This is a genomic window from Micromonospora sp. URMC 106 (assembly GCF_051386395.1).
GTDB lineage: Bacteria > Actinomycetota > Actinomycetes > Mycobacteriales > Micromonosporaceae > Micromonospora.
Genome location: NZ_JBPQTP010000022.1, coordinates 1 through 20249, shown reverse-complemented (window position 1 = coordinate 20249; position 20249 = coordinate 1). Strand labels below are relative to the sequence as shown.

19 protein-coding genes are annotated in these 20249 nt (G+C 74.2%); 10 read left to right on the top strand and 9 right to left on the bottom strand.

The window, feature by feature from the left end; translation table 11 throughout:
- The first annotated feature begins 214 nt into the window (after nucleotides 1-214).
- The 4 genes from ACSNOB_RS10280 (at nucleotide 215) to ACSNOB_RS10265 (ending at nucleotide 2495) form a co-directional block, all read left to right on the top strand.
- Nucleotides 215-793 (top strand): mycothiol-dependent nitroreductase Rv2466c family protein, encoded by a 579-nt coding sequence (locus ACSNOB_RS10280; RefSeq protein WP_436686382.1) that lies wholly within the window; start codon nucleotides 215-217, stop codon nucleotides 791-793.
- A 56-nt stretch (nucleotides 794-849) separates the two neighbouring features.
- Nucleotides 850-1554 carry a VOC family protein gene (locus ACSNOB_RS10275; RefSeq protein WP_436686381.1) on the top strand — a complete coding sequence of 235 codons (705 nt, stop codon included), beginning with the start codon at nucleotides 850-852 and terminating at the stop codon, nucleotides 1552-1554.
- Nucleotides 1555-1740: 186 nt separating this feature from the next.
- Nucleotides 1741-2172 (top strand): hypothetical protein, encoded by a 432-nt coding sequence (locus tag ACSNOB_RS10270; RefSeq protein WP_436686379.1) that lies wholly within the window; start codon nucleotides 1741-1743, stop codon nucleotides 2170-2172.
- 47 nt (nucleotides 2173-2219) lie between these two features.
- Nucleotides 2220-2495, top strand: coding sequence for a hypothetical protein (locus ACSNOB_RS10265; protein WP_393104012.1), 276 nt, complete (start codon nucleotides 2220-2222; stop codon nucleotides 2493-2495).
- A 68-nt stretch (nucleotides 2496-2563) separates the two neighbouring features.
- Here ACSNOB_RS10265 and ACSNOB_RS10260 read toward each other — a convergent pair whose 3' ends face one another.
- Nucleotides 2564-2953 carry a MerR family transcriptional regulator gene (locus ACSNOB_RS10260; protein WP_436686378.1) on the bottom strand — a complete coding sequence of 130 codons (390 nt, stop codon included), beginning with the start codon at nucleotides 2951-2953 and terminating at the stop codon, nucleotides 2564-2566.
- Between the two features lie 71 nt (nucleotides 2954-3024).
- Here ACSNOB_RS10260 and ACSNOB_RS10255 point away from each other — a divergent pair, with 71 nt between their 5' ends.
- A complete protein-coding gene (locus ACSNOB_RS10255) occupies nucleotides 3025-4215 on the top strand; it encodes an MFS transporter (protein ID WP_436686376.1) in 1191 nt (396 codons plus the stop codon).
- A gap of 127 nt (nucleotides 4216-4342) precedes the next feature.
- Here the strand turns inward: ACSNOB_RS10255 and ACSNOB_RS10250 are convergent, their stop codons facing one another.
- The 3 genes from ACSNOB_RS10250 to ACSNOB_RS10240 form a co-directional block, all read right to left on the bottom strand.
- Nucleotides 4343-4819, bottom strand: coding sequence for a hypothetical protein (locus ACSNOB_RS10250; protein ID WP_436686374.1), 477 nt, complete (start codon nucleotides 4817-4819; stop codon nucleotides 4343-4345).
- Between the two features lies 1 nt (nucleotide 4820).
- A complete protein-coding gene (locus ACSNOB_RS10245; protein WP_436686373.1) occupies nucleotides 4821-5624 on the bottom strand; it encodes a L,D-transpeptidase family protein in 804 nt (267 codons plus the stop codon).
- Between the two features lie 533 nt (nucleotides 5625-6157).
- Nucleotides 6158-6517: an ArsR/SmtB family transcription factor gene (locus ACSNOB_RS10240; RefSeq protein WP_436686372.1), complete on the bottom strand. Its 360-nt coding sequence runs from the start codon at nucleotides 6515-6517 to the stop codon at nucleotides 6158-6160.
- Between the two features lie 90 nt (nucleotides 6518-6607).
- Here ACSNOB_RS10240 and ACSNOB_RS10235 point away from each other — a divergent pair, with 90 nt between their 5' ends.
- Entirely contained in the window at nucleotides 6608-6985 is a 378-nt protein-coding gene (locus ACSNOB_RS10235) for a VOC family protein (RefSeq protein WP_436686371.1), read from the top strand.
- A 6-nt stretch (nucleotides 6986-6991) separates the two neighbouring features.
- Here ACSNOB_RS10235 and ACSNOB_RS10230 read toward each other — a convergent pair whose 3' ends face one another.
- The 3 genes from ACSNOB_RS10230 to ACSNOB_RS10220 form a co-directional block, all read right to left on the bottom strand.
- Entirely contained in the window at nucleotides 6992-7699 is a 708-nt protein-coding gene (locus ACSNOB_RS10230; RefSeq protein ID WP_436686369.1) for an HAD family hydrolase, read from the bottom strand.
- A 131-nt stretch (nucleotides 7700-7830) separates the two neighbouring features.
- Nucleotides 7831-8397: a TetR/AcrR family transcriptional regulator gene (locus ACSNOB_RS10225; protein ID WP_436686368.1), complete on the bottom strand. Its 567-nt coding sequence runs from the start codon at nucleotides 8395-8397 to the stop codon at nucleotides 7831-7833.
- A gap of 118 nt (nucleotides 8398-8515) precedes the next feature.
- Entirely contained in the window at nucleotides 8516-11221 is a 2706-nt protein-coding gene (locus ACSNOB_RS10220) for an MGH1-like glycoside hydrolase domain-containing protein (protein WP_436686367.1), read from the bottom strand.
- 42 nt (nucleotides 11222-11263) lie between these two features.
- Between ACSNOB_RS10220 and ACSNOB_RS10215 the strand changes: the two genes are divergently transcribed.
- The 4 genes from ACSNOB_RS10215 (at nucleotide 11264) to ACSNOB_RS10200 (ending at nucleotide 17208) form a co-directional block, all read left to right on the top strand.
- Nucleotides 11264-13207, top strand: a complete 1944-nt coding sequence (locus ACSNOB_RS10215) for an amylo-alpha-1,6-glucosidase (RefSeq protein ID WP_436686366.1) — start codon at nucleotides 11264-11266, stop codon at nucleotides 13205-13207.
- Between the two features lie 142 nt (nucleotides 13208-13349).
- A complete protein-coding gene (locus ACSNOB_RS10210; protein ID WP_436686365.1) occupies nucleotides 13350-14681 on the top strand; it encodes a glycosyltransferase family 4 protein in 1332 nt (443 codons plus the stop codon).
- A 222-nt stretch (nucleotides 14682-14903) separates the two neighbouring features.
- The gene (locus ACSNOB_RS10205; RefSeq protein ID WP_393103992.1) at nucleotides 14904-15713 is read left to right on the top strand and encodes a metal-dependent hydrolase; all 810 of its coding nucleotides are present in this window, start codon (nucleotides 14904-14906) and stop codon (nucleotides 15711-15713) included.
- A gap of 295 nt (nucleotides 15714-16008) precedes the next feature.
- The gene (locus tag ACSNOB_RS10200; protein ID WP_436686364.1) at nucleotides 16009-17208 is read left to right on the top strand and encodes an MFS transporter; all 1200 of its coding nucleotides are present in this window, start codon (nucleotides 16009-16011) and stop codon (nucleotides 17206-17208) included.
- A gap of 353 nt (nucleotides 17209-17561) precedes the next feature.
- On the opposite strand, the gene ACSNOB_RS10195 is transcribed toward ACSNOB_RS10200, so the two are convergent.
- Both ACSNOB_RS10195 and ACSNOB_RS10190 read right to left on the bottom strand, forming a co-directional pair.
- The gene (locus ACSNOB_RS10195) at nucleotides 17562-18155 is read right to left on the bottom strand and encodes a nucleotidyltransferase family protein (RefSeq protein ID WP_393103976.1); all 594 of its coding nucleotides are present in this window, start codon (nucleotides 18153-18155) and stop codon (nucleotides 17562-17564) included.
- A gap of 285 nt (nucleotides 18156-18440) precedes the next feature.
- On the bottom strand, nucleotides 18441-20114 hold the full coding sequence (locus ACSNOB_RS10190) for a bifunctional 3'-5' exonuclease/DNA polymerase (protein WP_436686363.1): 1674 nt from the start codon (nucleotides 20112-20114) through the stop codon (nucleotides 18441-18443).
- Between the last annotated feature and the right edge of the window lie 135 nt (nucleotides 20115-20249).

Sequence of the window (20249 nt, the reverse complement as noted above, 5' to 3'; positions counted from 1 at the left end):
CGGCCAAAGCCGGGGTAGGGCTCCGTGCCCCGGCGCACGGCGGAACTCTCAGGGCGCTGACCAGCGAATCCGCGGCCCCGGGGGTTTCGTGGCCCCAACACTGCCCGACCTGCGAAGCGGCGAAACCTGACGCTGGTGAGACGGCCCCGACAGGCCCCGGTGTGGCCCGGATCACCGCCGTGCGCGGCGACCCCGGCGCCCGTACGCTCGGCCGATGGACGCCACCTTCTTCTTCGACCCCGCCTGCCCGTGGACCTGGCGCACCTCGCGCTGGCTGGTCGCCGTCGCCGACGCCCGCACCCTGCACGTCGAGTGGCGGGCGTTCAGCCTGGCCATCCTCAACGAGGGCAACGTCCCACCGCAGTTCGCCGAGGCGATGGCCACGTCCAGCCGGGCGCTGCGCCTGGTGGAGGCGCTGCGCGCCGACGGCCGCCACGACGACGTCGCCCGGTTCTACGCCGAACTCGGCGCCCGCAGCCACGACGCCGGCAACCCGCTGTCGCCGAAGATCGTGGCGGCGGCCGTCGAGGCGGCGGGCCTGGAGCAGGCCGCGCCGGCCCTCGACGACGACCGCTGGGACGACGCGGTACGCGAGTCGCACGCGCTGGCGTACGCCTCCGCCGGCCCGGACGTCGGCTCGCCCGTGCTGATGGTGCCCGGCGCCGACCGGGGCGTCCACGGCCCGATCCTGACCGAGGTGCCGGGCACCGACGACGCCCTGACCATCTGGGACTCGCTGCTGCCCCTGATCCGCATGCCCGCCTTCCACGAGGTCAAGCGCGCCCGCCACTGACCCCCCACGCGGGGTGGCGGGTCGGCCGGGGCGGGCGACGGCGGCATGATGGGCGGATGATCGCGCGCTTCAAGGACCTCTGTCTGGACGCCGCAGACCCCCGCGAGACGGGAGCCTTCTGGGCCCGGGTGCTCGACGGCGACCTCGTGGACCTCGACGACGGCGACACCCGGGTCGACCCCCGGGCGGCCCGCTCCGACGCGGAGTCGATCTGGGTCAACCGGGTGCCCGAGCCGTGTACGGCCAAGACCCGCGTACACCTGGACCTACGGCTGGCCGAGGCCGACCCGGCGGCACTGCTGGCGGCCGGCGCCCGGCTGGTACGCGAGCCGGACGCGGAGGTCGACTGGTGGGTGCTGGCCGACCCGGACGGCAACCAGTTCTGCGCGTTCCCGCCCGGGGAGGGCGCCCGGCCCGGCCCGTTCGAGCTGATCGTCGACGCGGCCGACCCCGCCGCCCAGGCCGCCTGGTGGGCCGGCGTGACCGGCGGCAGGGCCGACACCAGTGCGACGGGCGTCGGGTTCGTGGTGGACGCCGGCGGCTTCCCGTGGGACTGGTGGGTCTTCGTCCCGGTGCCGGAGCGCAAGTCGGTCAAGAACCGGATGCACTGGGACGTCGACCTGACCGACCCGGAGCCGACCGCGCTGATCCGGGCCGGCGCGACGCTGCTGCGCGAGCCGGACGACGCCGTCGGCTGGTGGGTCCTGGCCGACCCGGAGGGCAACGAGTTCTGCGCCTTCGCGCCGCGTCCCAGCCGGTGAGCGGCGGGCTACCCAGCGGCCCCCGGGTCGACTAGCGTTTCCGTAACTCCGCAGCCACCGCGTTCGCCGCCGCCGTCGACACGCCTCCGGCCGACCCCAGCCCCGTCCGATCGGTTGGTTCTCGCGGGAACTCCCTCTGCCGCGCCACCGGTTGGGCAGGATCGTCCCCAACGAGGAGGTGCCGTCGTGCAGGACACCCGCGCTCTCGCCCTGACGTTCGAGGTGAGCGGCCTGCCACCGGTCAAGACCGAGGCGCTGTCCATCTTCGCCGCCGGGCACCGGCAGGCGACGAGGGTCCGCGCCCTGCTCCTGGCGGCCTGCGAGGCGGCCCAGCGCACCGGCTGGACCCCGCTGTCGGGGCCGATCGAGGTGGACCTCGTGCTGCGCTGCCCGCCGGGGCACCGCACCTCCGACGCCAGCACCCTGCTGGGCGGGGTGTGTGCGGTGCTCCAGGACAAGAAGCGGGTGGCCAGCATCGGCCTGGCGCACCTCGGCGTCCTCGTGGACGTCGCCCTCTACGACGACGACCGGCAGATCCGCCGGCTGTCGTACGTCGAGGAACCGGCGGACGACTTCTCGTACCGGGTGCGGGTCGCCGCCGTACCGACCGTGGTTTGACCGACGGCCGCGGTGGGGTACCGCGGACGCCGACGAAGGGAGCGCCGATGTCGGAGCCACATGTCACGCTGGACCCTCGCGGGCTCGATCCCGTGCAGCAGAAGCTGCGCGGCCCGCTGGAGGACCAGCTGACCTCGGCGCTGCAGGCCGCGACGGAACGGGTCAGCGCCAGCTACGCCGGCGAGCCGGTCGAGCAGGTCTGCCAGCGACTGCTCGACGAGACGCGCGGCGGCCTGCACCCCGACATCGCGGCCGGCTTCGAGCCGGACATGGACGAGTTCTGCCGGGTGGCGGTGGCGATCGTGCGCGGCGAGGTCTCCTGAGGCAGGCGTGCCGGCCCCCGCACGACGACGGAAGGTCGCGGGCGACCGTCGGCGAGAACCGGCTTCGCTCACGCGTGCCGTGCGGCCAACGCGCGGCGGGTGACGTCTGCCGGGGCGGCGGCGATGACGTCGTTGAGGGCGACCATCGAAGCCTGGAGGTCGGCGATGGCCTGGGCGATGCGGTCGCGCTCCTGGTGGAGGTCGGCGAGCAGGTCCGCGCAGGTGGGGACCAGACGATCGCCGGTGTCCCGCAGGCACGGCAGGACCGTGGTGATCGTCGAGGTGTTCAGGCCGGCCGCCAGCAGGCTGCGGATGCGGCGGACGACGGCCACGTCCTCCTCGACGTATTCCCGGTAGCCGCTGGGGCGCCGCTGCGGATGGAGCAGGCCCTGCTCCTCGTAGTAGCGCAGCAGGTGCACGGCCACGCCGGTCCGCCGGGACAGCTCTCCGATACGCACACGGCCTCCCCACGCGGACATGCCCGCTCGACTTGACTCTCATACCGATGTGAGACTTTAGCCTCTGCGGCGTGAACGTGAACAAGGGTTTCGCGACGCTCGTGGCGTTGTGTGCGAGCGTCTTCGTCGTGGGTACCTCCGAGTACCTGATCGCCGGCCTGCTGCCCCAGGTGGGAGCCGACCTGCACGTCCCGATCGGAACCGCCGGACAGGCGGTGACCGCGTACGCGCTCGGCGTGGTGGTCGGAGGGCCGATAGTGGCCCTGGTGACCGCGCGTCTGCCGCGAAAGGGCCTCGCCGTCGGCCTGATGCTGTTGTTCGCGGCCGGCAGCGCGATCAGCGCCGCGGCGCCGTCGTTCGGTCTGCTCCTGGTGGGCCGCGTGGTGTCCTCGCTCAGTCACGCCGCCTTCCTCGCCCTGGCGCTGGTGACGGCGACCCGGGTGGTCCCGGCCGAGAAGACGGGCTCGGCCATTGCCACCGTCGCCTCCGGCTTCACGGTGGCCACGCTCCTCGGGGTGCCCCTGGGGGCGCTGCTCGGGCAGAGTGCCGGATGGCGGGCTCCGTTCGTCGCGCTGACCGCTCTCGCCCTGGCGGGCGCCGTGCTCCTGGCCGCCGTGCTGCCCCGGCAGGCGGCACCGTCGACGCGACCACGTGACGAGATACGGGTGGTGACGCGTCGGCCCGTCGTGCTCGCGATCGCCACCACCGCGGTGGGCTTCTCCGGGGTCGCCACCGTGTTCACCTACATCGCCCCGCTGCTGACCCGCGTCTCCGGTTTCTCCGCCGCGATGGTCTCCGGTCTGCTGCTCGCCTACGGCGCAGGCAGTTTCCTCGGCAACCTCACCGCCGGCAAGCTGACCGACAGGTCCATGAGCGCGACCGTGCGCGGGGTCTTCGGCGGGCTGACGGGGACGCTCCTGCTCGTCCCGTTCGCCGTGGTGTGGCAGCCCACCGCCGTGGTCGCGGTGCTGGTGCTCGGCCTGCTCGCGACGGCGACCATCGCCCCGCTGCAGGGCCTGATCCTGCACCACGCGGGCGCCGCTCCCACCCTGGCCGTCGCCGTCAACGTGGGCGCCTTCAACCTCGGCGCCGCCGCGGGCTCGGTCATCGGCGGCGCGATCGTCGCCGCCGGCGCACTGCGCTGGACCGGCCTGGCGGGCGCGGCGCTGAGCCTGATCGGACTGGCCCTGACCTATCTCGTCCTGCCCCGGACCCGGACGTCCACGCAGGACGCCGAACGCGAGGCCCCCGTGGCCGCCTGACTCTCCTTCCAGTCGCCGCACAGGAGATCGCCGCGCACGTCATCCGGATCCCTGGCCACGCTGGGGCTCGCCGGCCCGAGCCCGGTGGACCGGAAGACCCGCGCGGGGTGCTCGGGTCGAACCGGCGTCAACGGCGGTGTCGTCGTCTCCCGAGGTCGCAGGAGGAGGCGAGCCCTCGCCGCACGGCCCTGCCGATCTCGTCGGCGACGGCCTCCGCCGGGACGACGATCGTGGTGTCCGTGAACACGAACCCGAGGCCGGCGCCCCGGTTCTCGCTGGCGACGACCACGTAGGCGCCGGAGGCGTCCCGCTCGACGCCCACCGCCTGGGCGCCCCGCGCGAAGTCCGCGACGGAACTGACCTGCGCCAACGCCAGCAGCGGGCGCAGGAACTCCCGCACGTCGGCCGCCGTGACGTCCCGCAACGGCTTCTCGCCGGCCCGCAGGCCGTCGCACACCAGCGCGCCGAGCCGGCCGTCGGCCACGTCGCCGGCGATTGCCTCGCACCAGCCGTTCACCACCCTCGGGCCGCCCAGGACGCGGGAGTGGCTGGACACGTAGAGGCGGCCGTCGTCGCGCTGGTAGACGTCGACCCAACCGCTCATCTCAGTAGCGGTCGAGGTTCGCGTACGGGCTGATCACGATGCGCGGGGACAGCGCCGGGTTGAGCCACCGCAGCACGGCCACCAGGTTGGTGTGCGAGAGGCTGACGCAGCCGGCGGTGGCGTTGCCGCCGCTCGTGCTGAACTCGTGCAGGAAGATGCCGCTGCCCGCGTTCGGCACGGGCTTCGCCACGTTCGGCGGCATGTTGTAGGTGATCACCGCGAAGTGCGTGTACGCGGGCGTCTCCCGCCACAGCGCCTCGCTGTAGCCGCCGGGGTTGGTGGCGCTGTGCTGGAAGGTGTTGTAGAGCGGGGAGTCCGGGTTCTCGTTCCACCAGTCGCCGCTGACCAGGCGGTGGTACGGGTAGCGCACGCCCGGGTTGGCCGCGATGCCGTACATGGTCGGGCCGATCGAGTAGACCCCGGTCGGGGTGGTCGGCACCCCTTCCACGTGGTTGTCGCTGAACCCCTTCGAGCCGACCCGGGCGGGCAGCACGGCCGAGACCCGCCGCCAGTGGCCCAGCACCTTGGCGTACGTCTCCAGGGTCGCGTAGGTGGTGGTGTAGCTGGCGCCGCCGACGACGATGACCTGCCGGCACTCCACCGGCAGCGTCCGCAGCTTGGCGGCGCGGTTGTTCGGGTCCACCCACATGCGCCGGTCGCTCGGGTAGCGGGCCACGGTCGTGGTGCTGCTCCAGGTGTCCGGGGTTGCCACGACCGCGGGGGCCGCGGCGGCGCGCGCCGCGGGGGCGACGACGGCGGATGCCGCCGCGCCCGCGGCGGCAAGCAGCAGACCTCTCCGGTTCACGCCGCGCGTCCTGGCAGCCGGCGCACGTTCCCGCAGTTCCCTGGCAGCATGGTTCCCCTGGCCCCTTCGTGTAAGGCCGGGGTCGGCCTGTCACCTGCCGGGCGGGTCAGGACCGGGTCCGCAACTCCCCGGCCCTGACCCCCAGCCGTCCGGCGTGGTAGCGGACTTCGCCGCATGAGCCCGCGGGCGTGGCACGCCGCCCACGCCGGGCCCAACGCGGCGAGCCTGCCGCCTGCACTCAGCTCCACGGTGCCCAACTACCGGACTTCGGCACGCCCCCGACTCACCCCGAAGAGCCGTGAGCGCCGGATCAGGTTAGGCGCGCGTTCGCGGGCCGGACAAGGACGAACCGGGGCCGGGCGAGCGTGATTGATGTCAAGGTGAAAAAGCGGCATGTCGACGTAACACGGCCCCGCGGGCCAGCGCTGTTCCCCGTCGAGGCGACCACTGCGTCGAGGTGCCCGTGCCGCCGCCAGCGACCAGCGTACGGCGCAGCGGACGCGGGCCGGACGAACGGGCGGACGCGAGCCGGATCAGCGGGATCCTGGTGCGGTTTTCGGCGTCGGCGGTGGTTGGCTCGGCGCGGTCGCACGCGTGCCCTGGCCGAGGACGGCGTCGAGGAGTCCGGGAAAGCGGGCGTCGAGGTCGTCGCGGCGGAGCGTCATCCGCCGCTCCTTCCCGACGGCCACGGTCGAGGTGATGCCGGCCTCGCGCAGGATCCGCCAGTGGTTGGACAGGGTCGAGCGGGGCACGTTCACACCGGCCGGGCTGCACATGCACTCACCGTCGCGGTCCATGCGGCGGAGCAGGTCGAGGCGCACCGGATCGCCCAGCGCGTGCAGCACCGCGGCCAGCTCGAGGTCCTCCCGCTTCGGCTGCGACAACGGCCGCATCGAAACCCTCCCTTGTCCTCGTCCGCATCGGCCCCTAGCATGCCACCTCAGTACAACGTTTCGGGAAAGTCGAAATGATCTAGGAGTGCCATGCCGACGCTCGCCACCTACGCCCGGGTCTACGTCGAAGACCTCGACACCGCACTGCCGACGTTCGTCCGGCTCACCGGGGAACAGCCGAAGCTCCGCTTCACCTACCGGGACCTGGAACTCGCCACCGTCGGCGGGTATCTGATCCTCGGCGGGAGCGAGGCGGCGCTGGCGCCGTACCGGGGCACCCACGCCACCGCGATCGTGGCCTCGCTCGACGAGCCGCTTCGGATCACCGAGGAGCACGGCGGGGAGATCCTCGACGGCCCGAACGACGTACCCACCGGGCGCAACATGACCGTGCGGCATCCCGCCGGGGCCACCATCGAATACGTCGAGTTCGCCCCGGAGACGCGGTCCGCCGCCGGGGTGCGGTGATCCGGCTCAGAAGTGGAGCAGCAGTTCGGGGAAGGCGGACAGCCGCAGCACGCCCGGGTCGGTCGGGTCCAGCTCGTCCTGCTCCAGCACCCAGGTGTTGTCGTTGGGGATGAACACGGCGTTCATGCCGGCGGCGCGGGCGGGCAGGATGTCGGACTTCGGGGAGTTGCCGACCATCCAGGTGACCGCCGGGTCGAGGGCGTGCTCCCGGGCCAGCCACCGGTAGGTGTCGACGTCCTTCTCCCGCACGATGTGCGCGGCCCGGAAGTGGTGCAGCAGCCCGCAGGCGTCGAGCTTGCGCTGCTGCTCCTCGCGGTCGCCCTTGGTCAGCAGCAGCAGCTCGTGCCGGGTGGCCAGCTCGTCCAGCGCCTCGGCGACGCCGGGCATCAGCTCGACCCGGTGCTCGACCAGCGCCGCCGCGAGGCCCTCGATCTCGCGCCGCTCCGCCTCCGTGGCGGGCCGCCGGCGCAACCGCTCCAGGCACTCCGCCAGGCTGCGCAGGAACACCTTGCTGCCGTAACCGTGGGCGACCGCGTTGGCCCGCTCGATGTCGTCGAGGATGGCACGGGTCTCGGCCCGGTCGAGGGTCGGGTGGTCCAGCCACTCCAGGAAGTCGTCGATCACCCGCTCGAACAGGACGTTGTTCTCCCAGAGCGTGTCGTCGGCGTCGAAGACGAGCACCTGCCCGTCGCGCCGGCGCGTCGTGTCCCCCATGGCTGCTCCTCCCGTCGACGGCCGCAGCCACGGTACTGGGCGCCGCCGGTCGGGTCATCCGGGTTCCGTCGGGGCGCCCCGCCCGCAGAGCCGGCATCACCAGCAGGCAGGAGCAGCCGGTGGCGGCGGGGTCACGGTCCGGCGAGCAGCCGGGCGACGGCCATCTCCTCCCGCTGCTCCTGCGTGTCCGGGCGCAGCCGCCCGCCCCGGGTCAGCATCACCATGCCGTGCAGCAGCGCCCAGCCGAGTTCGGCGAGCGTGTCCGGGTCGCGGCCGGCCGCCAGCGGCGCCACGGCGGCGCGCAGCTCGGCGAAGGCGGCCCGCGGCGCGCCCGGCGCCGGGTCGCGACCGAGGGTGAGGTCCGCGGTGTGGGCGAGCATCGCGTCGTACACCTCGGGATTGGCGTACGCGAAGTCCAGGTAGGCGCTCACCACGGCCGGCCAGCCCACGCGGTCGCCGGCACCGGCGCGGGCGGCGGCGAGCGCGGCGGCCAGGTCGGCGAAACCCTGCACCGCCACGGCGGACATGAGCGCGGCCGGGTCCGGGAAGCGGCGGTAGAGAGCCTCGATGTCGACCCCGGCGCGCTCGGCCAGGCGGCGGTGGGTCGCCGCCGCCCACCCCTCGGCCTCGGCCAGCTCGCGGGCGGCCGCGACCACGCGGTCCCGCTCGACGGCGTCTGCTCCCTCTGCTGGCGACACCCGGTCGATGCTACTGACCGTCACCACTTCCGACCGTTCCGCGACGGATTGGCGACTCTCCGCCGAGCTGGCGGGCGACCGGTGGGCGGGGGTCGGTGCGGTGGCGGCGGGGACGGGGTCAGCGGCGCAGCGTGAGGATCAGGTCGGCGACCAGCGCCGTCCAGCCGGTCTGGTGCCAGGCGCCCAGGCCGGCGCCGTTGTCGCCGTGGAAGTACTCGGGGAAGCAGATCAGGTCCCGCCAGTCCGGGTGGGTCTGGAAGAGCTGGGCCGCGCCGTAGATCGGCCGTCGGCCCCAGCCGTCGCGGGTGAACAGCGAGATCAGCCGCGCGGAGAGGTCGTCGGCGATCTCGTCGAGGGTCCGCTTCACCCCCGAGCGGGTCGGGTACTCCACCTGCAGGTCGTCGCCAAAGAAGGCCGCGTAGTCGCGCAGCGCGCTGATCAGCAGGAAGTTGGTCGGCATCCAGATCGGGCCGCGCCAGTTGGAGTTACCCCCGAACAGGCCGCTGGTCGACTCGGCCGGCTCGTAGCCGACGCTGAACTCCTGACCGCCGAGGGTCACCGAGAACGGCTTGTCCAGATGCGCCCGGGACAGCGTGCGCAGGCCGTACTCGGAGAGGAACTCGTCGGGGTCGAGCATCCGGGCCAGCAGCCGGACGATCTGCTCCGGGCCGACCATGGACAGCAGCCGGTGTTGGCGGCCGTCGGGACCGAGCCGCCGGGCCCCGATCACGTCGGCGTACTCGGGGCGGTTGGTGAGGAACCAGCGCAGCCGGGCGCTTAGCTCGGGCAGCCGGTGCAGGGTACGCGCGGTGAGCCTGGTGGTCGCGGCCAGCGGCAGCAGACCCACCACCGAGCGGACCCGCAGCGGCACCTTGCTGCCGTCGGCGAGCCGCAGCACGTCGTAGAAGAACGCGTCCTCGGCGTCCCACAGCCCCTGCTCGTACGCGGCGGCGGCGATGTAGGCGAAGTGCTCGAAGAACTTGGTGGCGGTGTCGACCCAGGTGCGGTCGTGCTCGGCCAGCACGACGGCGATGTCCAGCAGGTTGAGGGCGTACATCGCCATCCAGGCCGTGCCGTCGGACTGCTCCAGCACCCCGGCCACCGGCAGCGCCGCCGAGCGGTCGAACGGGCCGACGTTGTCCAGCCCGAGGAAGCCCCCCTCGAAGACGTTGTTGCCGACGGTGTCCTTGCGGTTGACCCACCAGGTGAAGTTCAGCAGCAGCTTGTGCATCACCCGGGCCAGGAAGTCGTGGTCCCGGCTGCCGTCGATCTCGAACACCTTCAGCGCCGCCCAGGCGTGCACCGGCGGGTTCACGTCGCCGAACGCCCACTCGTACGCCGGGATCTGCCCGTTGGGGTGCAGGTACCACTCGCGCAGCAGGAGCAGCAGTTGCTCCTTGGCGAAGCCGGGGTCGACCCGGGCGATGCTGACGCAGTGGAAGGCCAGGTCCCACGCCGCGTACCAGGGGTACTCCCACGGGTCCGGCATGGAGATCACATCGAAGCTGTTCATGTGCCACCAGGCGCTGTTGCGCCCGTGCCGGCGGCCCGACGGCGGCGCGGAGCCCGGGTCGCCCTCCAGCCAGCGCTTGACGTCGAAGTGGTAGAACTGCTTGCCCCACATCAGCCCGGCGATCGCCTGCCGGGCGACCAGGGCCTCGTCCGGCGTCGCCGCGGCCGGGATCACCCCCGCGAAGAACCGGTTCGCCTCCGCCCGCCGGGCCCAGAGGACCGCGTCGAAGCCGTCGCCGAGGTCCGCCGGCGGGGGCGGGGTGCCGCCGGGCGGCGGGGCGGTGCGGGTCAGCCGCAGCCGGATCCGCCGCTGCGCGCCGGCCGGCACGTCCAGCACGTAGTGCAGCGCGCCCTTGGTGCCCTCCCGCGCCGGGTTGACCGTGGCGGCCCCGTCGACCACGTGGTCGTTGATGCCGTCCTTCGGGTAGCGGGACCGGCCCGGCAGCCCCCAGAGCCGCTCGGCGTTGCTGTCGTTGTCACAGAGCAGCGGGGTGGGCTCGCCGTCGCCCTCCAGCAGCAGCTGGCCGAGCACCCGGTGCTCCCCCACCAGGCGGGAACCGTCGCCGACCAGCCGGGGCACCCGGTCGCCACCGGGCAGCCCCCACGCCCACGTGTTGCGGAACCAGAGGGTGGGCAGCACGTGCAGGGTGGCGGCCCGGTCGCCCCGGTTGGCGACCGTGATCACGATGCACATGTCCGTCGGGCTCGCCTTGGCATAGTCGACGGTCACCGCCCAGTACCGGTCGTCGTCGAAGATGCCGGTGTCGACCAGCTCGTACTCGGTGTCGTCCCGGCCGCGCAGGGCGTTCACCGCGACCAACTCGTCGTACGGGAAGGCGGCCTGCGGGTAGTGGTAGCGCCAGCGCATCCAGGAGTGGGTGGGCGTGGAGTCCTCGTACCACCAGTACTCCTTGGCGTCCTCGCCGTGGTTGCCGCCGTCGCCGCCGAGGCCGAACATCCGCTCCTTGAGGATCGGGTCCTGGCCGTTCCACAGCGCCAGGGCGAAGCAGAACGTCTGCCGGTCGTCGCAGACGCCCGCCATCCCGTCCTCGCTCCACCGGTAGGCTCGGGACCGCGCGTGGTCGTGCGGGAAGTAGTCCCAGGCCGTACCGTGCTCGCTGTAGTCCTCCCGTACCGTCCCCCACGCCCGTTCGGACAGATAGGGACCCCATGCGCGCCAGTCCTGCTCCCCGGCGTCGGCCTGAGCCAGCCGGAGCCGTTCGGGGTCGGGCGCGCGGTCGTCGGTGGGCGGCACGTCGGTGATCACTCGCACATCTTCGACGCCGCCGGGGGACTTCACCACACGGGCCATTCTCGTCGTGGTCTGTCGCACGCCGCCGCTGGTGGAGGAAAGTTGATCGACATTGGTTTCGGTCCGCAGGTGTGCGGAGAGCTGGCTGGCGGGGCGACCCGGGAGTGGCTGGTCACCGACGGTCTCGGCGGGTACGCCACCGGCACGGTGAGCGGGCTGCGCACCCGCCGCTACCACGGTCTGCTGGTGGTGGCCGGGGAGACGCCGGCGTCCCGACGGGTGGGACTGGCGAGCCTGGACCCGGCCGTGCTGCTCCCCTCGGGCGCCCGGGTGCGCCTGGGCGCGCACGAGTGGGCCTCCGGCGACGTCGACCCGCGCGGCTTCGAGCTGCTGGAGCGGTTCGACCTGACCGACGGCCTGCCCCGGTGGCGCTGGCGGATCGGCGACGTGGTGATCGAGCGGGAGCTGGCGATGACGCGCGGCCGCCCGGGCGTCGCGGTGGTGCACCGGCTGGTCTCCGGCGGGCCGGTGCGGCTCGACCTGGCGGCCGTCTGCACCTGGCGGGACGCGCACGGCGAGCGCCGCGCCGACGGCCCGGCCCCGCGGGTGGAGCCGGCGCCCGACGGCGCGGTGGTCGAGAGCGGGTTCCGGCTCGCCGGACCGGACTGGACCCCGGAGGGCCAGTGGTGGCTCGGCGCGCACCACCGGGAGGAGGCGGCGCGCGGCCTGCACCCGGACGAGGACCTGTGGTACGCCGGCCGCTTCTCCGGCGAGCTGGGGCGCCCCGGCGACACGGTGTCGGTGCTCGCCTGGGCCGGCGACCTGGCCGAGGAGCCGCCGCCCGCGACCGAGGTGGTCGCGGCGGCCCGGTCCCGCAACCGGCGGGTCGTGGCGGCGGCGAAGCCGGCCGACCCGGTCGAGGCGACGCTCGCGCTGGCCGCCGACGCGTTCGTGATCCGCACGGGCACCGGGCCGGACGTGGTGGCCGGCTACCCGTGGTTCGGCGCCTGGTCGCGGGACACGATGATCTCCTACGAAGGGCTTTTCCTCTGCACCAACCGGGCCGACGAGGGGCGAGAGCTGCTGCGGGCGTACGCGGCGACGCTGTCGGAGGGGATGCTCGCCAACACCGCCGACACCGGCCGGGTGGAGTACAACACCGTCGACGCGACGCTGTGGTTCCTGCACGCGGTGAGCCGGCACGTCACCGTCACCGGCGACACGGACCTCGGCGACGAGCTGCTGCCCGCGCTGCGCGGGGTGGTCGACGCGCACCTGGCCGGCACCCGGTTCGGCATCGCCGTCGACCCGGCCGACGGCCTGCTCACCCAGGGTGGCACCCCGGGGACGGCACTGACCTGGATGGACGCCCGGGTGTACGGGGTGCCGGTCACGCCACGCACCGGCAAGCCGGTGGAGGTCAACGCGCTGTGGGTCAACGGGCTGGCCGGCCTCGCCGAGCTGACCGAGCTGGCCGGGCGGGACGCGACCGGCCTGTGGCGGCTGCACGAGCGGGCCGTCACCGCGTTCCGGGACCGGTTCCCCGCCCCGACGGGCTGGCTGCACGACGTGGTGGACGCGCCCGCCCCGGCGTACCCGCTGGGTGGGGCCGCGCACCACGACGACGACCTGCTCCGCCCCAACCAGCTACTGGCCTGGTCGCTGCCGTACGCCCCGCTGGAGCCCGACGAGCCCACCCTGCGCCGGATCGCCGCCGGGCTGCTCACCCCGCTGGGCCCGCGCAGCCTCTCCCCCGACTCGCCGGAGTTCGTCGGTCGGCACCGGGGTGGGCCGGCCGAGCGGGACGGCGCCTACCACCAGGGCACGGTCTGGCCCTGGCTGCTCGGCCCGTACGTCGACGCGGCCCGGCGGGCCAAGATGCCGGTCGACGACCTTTTCGTGGGCATCGAGTCCCATCTGACCGAATACGGGCTAGGATCGGTGAGTGAGACGGCCGACGGCCTCGCGCCGCACGGCGCGACCGGTTGCCCGTTCCAGGCGTGGTCGGTCGCCGAGGTGCTCCGCGCCCGCCGCACCGGTCGGTAGCGCTTTACACGACCGCAACGGCGGCGTCTCCGCTGGTTAGCCAACCGCCAGCAGGATGGGTCCCGATCCAGTCGCGACGTCCGGCGGGCACCTGCCAAGGTGCCGGTCCGCGCGCGCTCGGGGACAACTCAAAGGGGGCCGCATGTCACCTGACGCCGACGTGATCGACATCCACCCCGCCCGGCCGCAACGGGTGCTGATGCTCTCCTGGGAGTACCCGCCGGTGCTGGTCGGTGGCCTCGGCCGACACGTGCACGCCCTGTCGGTGGCCCTGGCCGCCGCCGGGCACGAGGTCACCGTCGTCACCCGCCACGCCGACGGCGCACCCCTTGAGGAGTACGCCGACGGCGTCCGCGTCGTCCGCGCCGCCGAGGACCCCGTCACCTTCCCCCTGGCCACCTCCTCACTGCTGGCCTGGACCATGGCCTTCAACCACACCCTCACCCGCGCCGCCCTGCGCGCCACCGAAGCCGGCTCCTACGACGTCATCCACGCCCACGACTGGCTCGTCGCCCACACCGCCATGACCCTGCGCGAACACCTCGACATCCCCCTGGTCAGCACCATCCACGCCACCGAGGCCGGCCGACACCAGGGCTGGCTGCCCGAGGAGATGAACCGCACCATCCACGGCGTCGAACACTGGCTCGCCGGCGAGTCCGGCCGCGTCATCGCCTGCTCGGGATACATGCGCGACCAGGTCGCCACGCTCTTCGGCGTGCCGGCCGACCAGATCGACGTGGTGCCCAACGGGGTCGACGACCGCGCCTGGCGGGCGCGACCCCGGGCGGTCGCCTCGGCCCGGGCCCGGTTCGCCGGCGACGGTCCCCTCGTCGGCTACGCCGGCCGGCTCGTCTACGAGAAGGGCGTGCAGCACCTCGTGCACGCCGTGCCGTACCTGCGCGAGCGGCACCCCGGGCTGCGGGTGGTGATCGCGGGCGACGGCCCCTACCGCGCCGAACTGGAGGAGGAGGCCCGCCGGCTCGCGCTCGGACAGACCGTACGCTTCGCCGGCTTCATGGACGCCACCCAGCTCCCGGCGGTGCTCGGCGCCACCGACGCGACGGTGGTGCCCAGCCTCTACGAGCCGTTCGGCATGGTGGCGCTGGAGGCGGCGGCCGCCGGCGCGCCGCTGGCCGTGGCCCGCACCGGCGGCCTCGCGGAGATCGTCGAGCCGGGCGTGACGGGCGTGACCTTCCCGCACAGCGACCCGGACGCCCTCGCCGGCGCGGTCGACCAGCTCCTCGGCGACGAGGTCTTCGCCCGGCGGGTGGCCCGGCGGGCCCGCACGATGGTCGGCCGGCGGTACGGCTGGGCCACGATCGCGGCCCGGACCGCCGGCACGTACGCCACCGCCCGCCGGGACCACGGCCCGGCGCAGGCCCGCCGGGCCGCCGCCCGGCTCGGCGAGACCCGCCGGAAGATCACCATCCCCGAGGGGAACCTCCTCGCGGTCGGCGGCGCCGCCTGCTGAATCGGGGCCACGGCGCGCCGCGCCGCCCCTCGGCACACACCGTCGCGTGGCCGACAGAACGCCGCCCGCCGGCCGGCGATACTTCCTGGTGGCCCGGCGGGGCCGCGCGCCCCCTCCCTCGCACCGCCCCCTGTGGACCGTCCGGGTGATGCCCCTGCGCCACGGCGGCGAACTACAGTGGCGTAGTTTGGCGCTCAAGATCCCTGGGGAGGGTGAGCCGACATGATGGGACCGTCCCACGCGTTGTCCGGCGCGGCGGCGTGGCTGGCCGGGTCCTGGGCGCTGGACCACTTCGCCAACTACCACCAGACCCCGCTGGAACTCGCCGTCGGCACCGCGGTCTGCGCCGGTGGGGCGCTCTTCCCCGATCTCGACCTCTCCGGCAAGGTGACCCGCAACCAGGGCGGCGCGACCGTCGCCCGCACCTTCGGGGTGTTCTCGCTCTTCATCGCCGAGGTGATGGAGAAGATCTCGCTCGGGGTCTACTACGCCACGAAGCTCAGCAAGGACCCGCGCCGCAACAACGGCCACCGGACGCTGACCCACACCATCCCGTTCACCCTGCTGGTCGGCTGGGGCACCACCGCGCTCTGCGCCGCGTACGGCAAGTGGGCGGTGATCGGGATCCTCTTCTTCATGTTCGGGCTGGCGCTGCGCGGGCTGTTCGACAAGTGGGCGGAGCGGGCCGGCTGGGTCATCGTGACCCTCGCGTCGGCCGCGGCGGCCTGGTTCACCTTCGCCAACCTGCCCGGCGGCCGGGGTTACCCGCTGATCGGCACCGCCGTCGGGGTCGGCTGCTTCGTGCACATCCTCGGCGACATGATCACCAGGGCCGGGGTGCCGATCCTCTGGCCGATCCCGATCAAGCGCCGGATGTGGATGCCGGTCGGCCTGCCCAACAAGATCGCCCTGCGCGCCGGCAGCAAGACCGAGGTGGTCGTCGTCCGGGCCGTGCTGACGGCGATCTCGGTGCTCGCGGCGCTCGGGCTGGTCGCCCCGTCGGTGTTGCAGCGATTCAACATCGAGGGCTGACCCGGCCGGTCCCGGGCGTCGCGGGTGGAGACTCGTCGGCGACGCCGGTCGGCCCGCCGAGGGCACCGGCGCCTCCGGCGGGAGTGAGCGGTCGGGGCGGTGTGGCGACCGGCCGATGGGTTATCGTCGGCGGGTGATCCCGGTGGAGGCCGTCGCTGCCGCGTACGCGCGGTGGATCACGCCCGCGCTGCCGCTCTACGGCAACGACCACGAGCGGGCCGACTTCGCTCCCTGAACCGCTCCCGGTTCCCTCGCCTCTTCCCCCCAACCCGAAGCACACCGGGAGCGATGCCTCATGTCCGTCGACAATCCCGGGATCCGGATGGTGCTGCGCGCACCCCAGGTCCTGCGCGTCCTCGTCAGCAGCCAGGTCGGCCGGCTGCCCACCGCCAGCGGGCCGCTGGCGCTGTTGTTGTTCGCCCGGCAGTCCCTGAGTCTGGCCACCGCCGGGCTGCTCGTCGCCGCGTACACCGCCGGCATGGCGGTGGGTACGCCGCTGCTCGCCCGGGCGGTGGACCGCTGGCGGCAGCCGCCGGTGCTGTGGGGTTCGGCCGTGCTCTCCGGCCTCGGGTTCGGCGCGGTGGCGCTGACCGACGGGCACCTGACGGGCGCGATGCTCGGCGCGGCGGTGGCCGGGCTCGGCACGCCGCCGTTGGAGGCCTGCCTGCGCACCCTCTGGCCCGGCATGCTCCCGGCGACCGCCGTGCCGACGGCGTACACCCTCGACATCGCCGTGCAGGAGGTCATCTTCGTGGTGGGTCCGCTGGTCACCGTGCTCGCGGTGACCCTGGGCGGGCCGTCGGCCGGGCTGGTCGCCGCCGCGCTGGCGCAGCTCGCCGGCACCGCGGCGTACGCGACGGCACCCGCCGTCCGGGCGTGGCGCGGGGTGCCGGCGGCGCGGCACTGGGCCGGCCCGCTGCGGGTGCCCCGCTTCACGGCCATGGTGGCCGGGGTGGTCGGCGTCGGGGCGGCGGTCGGCAGCATCGCGGTGGCGGTGACCGGCTACGCGGAGGCGGTCGGCGACCGGCGGCTCAGCGGCTGGCTGCTCGCGGCACAGGCGGCGGGCGCGCTGGCCGGCGGGCTGCTCTACACCCGGGCCCGGCCCGGCGGGCCGGGGCGGCTGCCGCTGCTGGCCGGCGTTCTCACCGTCGGGTACCTGCCGCTGCTGCTCGCCCCCGGCCCGCTGCCGATGGCCGGCCTGCTGGTGGTCAGCGGATTGGCGCTGCCGCCCGTGCTCACCGCCGTCTTCCTCGCCGCCGAGCGGCTGGCGCAGCCGGGGACGGTGGCCGAGGCGTTCGCCTGGGTGGCCACGGCGTTCGTGATCGGCAGCGCCGCCGGCTCCGCGCTCGCCGGTCCGCTGGTGTCGGCCGATCTCCGGTACGGGTTGGCCGTGGCGCCCGGCGCGGCGCTGCTCGCGGCACTGGTGCTGTGGGGCGTCTCGGCGGCGGGCAGGCCCCGGGCCCGGCCGGTGGCGGCGTCATCCAGCAGCCGGTGACGAGTCGACGGCTGGCGTGTCGAGCGCACATCGACAGGGCAACCTCGTGCCTCGCCACGCAGCCTTGAACGGGTGTTCCGTGCGTCCTGGGGCGGTGGTGGCTGCCGAGCCGGTCCGCAGGCGACGGGCCGTACGGACGCTTTCGAGCTGAATCGTTGGCGACATCAGGCGATGGTGCCCAGGCCGCGCCCTGCGCTGCACGGCGGTGAATCGTCTGCGACATCAGCTCGAAAGGGTCCCACGTGTGAGTGCTTCCGCTCGTCGACGGATGCGGGCCCACGGGGCGTTCCCTGCCACATCCGAGACGAATTCAGCCCCCTGGATCACCCATCCAACAGTCGAAGGGCGGGCCACTAGACGCCGACGCGCTGGGGCGGGACGGTCAGCCCGTAGAGCGCCATCAGCTCCGGAGTGTCGACCCGGCTGCCGTCGGCGACCGAGTCGCAGGAGATGTCGACGATCTGGTCCTTGTGCGCCAGCAGGTAGGGCCGGGCGCCGACGTCCGCGCTGGCCAGGGTGGCGATGCCGGACCAGTGCCGACGCCCGAACAGCATCGGGTAGCCGCGCAGCCCGTCGTACGTGGCGCAGACCAGCACGTCGGGGTACGGCAGCGCGGTCACCCGGCGGACGGCGGTGGCGGTCAGGCCGGGCATGTCGACCGGCACCACCACGACCGCCTCGATCCCCTCGTCGTCGAGCGCGGCCAGGCCGGCCCGGATGGACGAGCCGACGCCGGTGCCCCACGCCCGGTTGATCACCACCGTGACGCCGCTCAGGTCGGCCGTCTCGCGGACCTGGTCGGCCGCCGCGCCCAGCACGACCACGATCCGCTCGCAGCCCGCCTCGGTCATCGTGTCGATCATCCGGTTCACCAGGGGCTTCTCCCCCTGGTGCAGCAGGGCCTCCGGGCCACCGATGCGGCGTCCCCCGCCCGCGGCGATGATCATTCCTGCGATCCGGTTCAGCTGGGCCCCCTCCACCGTGGAGCGGGCCGTGTCGCGAGGGCACGGCCCGCTCCGTCGTACGGACATCGGGAGCAACGAGGACGGGGCGGGCCGGGTAGCGGGGCGAAAAGGGAAAATAGTGCAACTGTTACCGATCGGCTACAGAGTCTGACCCACCTCGTCCGGCAGTTGGCCGACTGGTCGCGGACGCACGAGGACGCGATCGCCGAATCCCGTCAGGCGTGGAACGCCGCCGACCCGGATCCGCCGTCTCCTGACCGAGGCCCGTCACGCCGCGTCGGCGTAACAGCCCACGACGGACAGATCCAGCGGGAAGCGGACCGGGGTGTCGCCGAAGAGCAGCGCGGCGGCCCGCTCGCCGGCGCGGGTGACCGCCTCGGCGACCACGCCGGCCTGCTCCGCCGGGCAGTGCACTATCACCTCGTCGTGCTGGAAGAAGACCAGCTCGGCGCGGGCGCCGGCCAACTCGGCGCGGAGCGTCGCCAGCAGGGTCGAGGCCCACTCGGCGGCGGTGGCCTGGATGACGAAGTTGCGGGTGAACCGCCCCCGCGAGCGGGCCGCCCGGGCGCGCGGCGACTGCGGGTCGCCGCCGCTGTCGGGGTCGGCCTCCTCGCCGTCGCCGAACCCCGCCGTGCCCGGCGGACAGGTGCGGCCCAACCAGGAACGCACCAGCCCGCCGGCCTCGCCCGTGCGCGCGGCGGCCTCCACGTAGCCGAAGGCGGTCGGGTAGCTGCGGCGCAGCACCGCCAGCGCCGGCACCGCCGACCCGCCGGTCTGCCCGTACATGGCCCCGAGCAGGGCCACCTTGGCCCGGGCCCGGTCGCCGCCGAAGGCGTCCTGGGCGAGGGCGGCGTAGAGGTCGCCGGCCCCACCGGCCGCCGCCAGCCGGGCGTCGCCGGAGACCGCGGCGAGCACCCTCGGCTCCAACTGGCCGGCGTCGGCGACCACGAACCGCCAGCCCGGGTCGGCGACCACCGCCCGCCGGATCACCTTCGGGATCTGCAACGCGCCGCCGCCCCGGGTGGCCCAGCGACCGGAGACCACCCCGCCCGGCACGTACTCCGGCTGGAACCGCCCGTCGCGCACCCAGGCGTCGCGCCAGGCCCAGCCGTGCGCCGTCCAGATGCGGTAGAGCTCCTTGTATTCCAGGACCAGCGGCACCGCCGGGTGGTCCACCCCGCGCAGCACCCAGGCCCGCGTGTTGGGCAGCTCCACGCCGGCCCGCGCGAACGCCCGCAACAGCTCCGCCGGGGAGTCGGCGTGCAACTGGCGTACGCCGAACGCGGCGGCGATCCGGGCGGCCAGCTCGGCCAGCCGCCGGGGCGGGCCACCGACCGGGGACGGCTCGCCGAGCAGCTCGGCGAGGATCTCGTCGTGCACGTCGGCCCGCCAGGGCAGCCCGGCCGCGCCCATCTCCACCGCGATGAGCGCGCCGGCCGACTCGGCGGCGACCAGCAACCGGAACCGGCCGGGGTGCTCGGTCGCGGCGATCCGGGCGAGCTGGTCCGCGTACACCCGGGTCAGGGCCTCGATGCCGGGCCCCGGCGGGCCGGGCAGGGCGTCGAAGAGCGCGCTCTGGCCGTGGCCGGGGGGCGCGGCCGGGCGCGGCGGCGGGTCGGCCGGCACCGGCGCGCCGGTGAGCCGGGCCCAGGCCGCGGCGAGCGAGCGGGGCTCGCCCCAGCGGCCGCCGTGCCCGAGCAACAGTGCCTCGGTCAGCTCCACGTCATGGCAGCGCTCCACCCGCACCCCGGCGCGCAGCAGCGCGGGGTAGACCGTCGCGCCGGACGCCCACACCCAGCGCGGCCGGTGGGCGGCCTCGCGGGCCGCGACGGCGGCGGCCAGATCGGCGACCGGCTCGGCGGGCCCGGCGGGCAGCCCGTCGGGCCGCAGCGGGCACAGCACTCCCCCGCCCCGCTCGTCCGAGACCACCGCCACCAGCACGGACGTGATTCTGCCTCGCCCCTGTGACACCCCGCCCGCGCCCGCCGTCGGCGGCCACGTCCGCACGGCGCGACCCGCCTGCCGGGAGTGCCCACGTGCCGCCCGTGGACAGAAGTGGGGGGGGGGGGCCCCCCC

Coding starts and splice junctions, on each gene's coding strand:
- ACSNOB_RS10280 (WP_436686382.1), top strand. CDS start 215: ATGGACGCCACCTTCTTCTTCGACCCCGCCTGCCCGTGGACCTGGCGC.
- ACSNOB_RS10275 (WP_436686381.1), top strand. CDS start 850: ATGATCGCGCGCTTCAAGGACCTCTGTCTGGACGCCGCAGACCCCCGC.
- ACSNOB_RS10265 (WP_393104012.1), top strand. CDS start 2,220: ATGTCGGAGCCACATGTCACGCTGGACCCTCGCGGGCTCGATCCCGTG.
- ACSNOB_RS10250 (WP_436686374.1), bottom strand. CDS start 4,819: ATGAGCGGTTGGGTCGACGTCTACCAGCGCGACGACGGCCGCCTCTAC.
- ACSNOB_RS10240 (WP_436686372.1), bottom strand. CDS start 6,517: ATGCGGCCGTTGTCGCAGCCGAAGCGGGAGGACCTCGAGCTGGCCGCG.
- ACSNOB_RS10235 (WP_436686371.1), top strand. CDS start 6,608: ATGCCGACGCTCGCCACCTACGCCCGGGTCTACGTCGAAGACCTCGAC.
- ACSNOB_RS10230 (WP_436686369.1), bottom strand. CDS start 7,699: ATGGGGGACACGACGCGCCGGCGCGACGGGCAGGTGCTCGTCTTCGAC.
- ACSNOB_RS10220 (WP_436686367.1), bottom strand. CDS start 11,221: ATGGCCCGTGTGGTGAAGTCCCCCGGCGGCGTCGAAGATGTGCGAGTG.
- ACSNOB_RS10210 (WP_436686365.1), top strand. CDS start 13,350: ATGTCACCTGACGCCGACGTGATCGACATCCACCCCGCCCGGCCGCAA.
- ACSNOB_RS10205 (WP_393103992.1), top strand. CDS start 14,904: ATGATGGGACCGTCCCACGCGTTGTCCGGCGCGGCGGCGTGGCTGGCC.
- ACSNOB_RS10200 (WP_436686364.1), top strand. CDS start 16,009: ATGTCCGTCGACAATCCCGGGATCCGGATGGTGCTGCGCGCACCCCAG.
- ACSNOB_RS10195 (WP_393103976.1), bottom strand. CDS start 18,155: ATGATCATCGCCGCGGGCGGGGGACGCCGCATCGGTGGCCCGGAGGCC.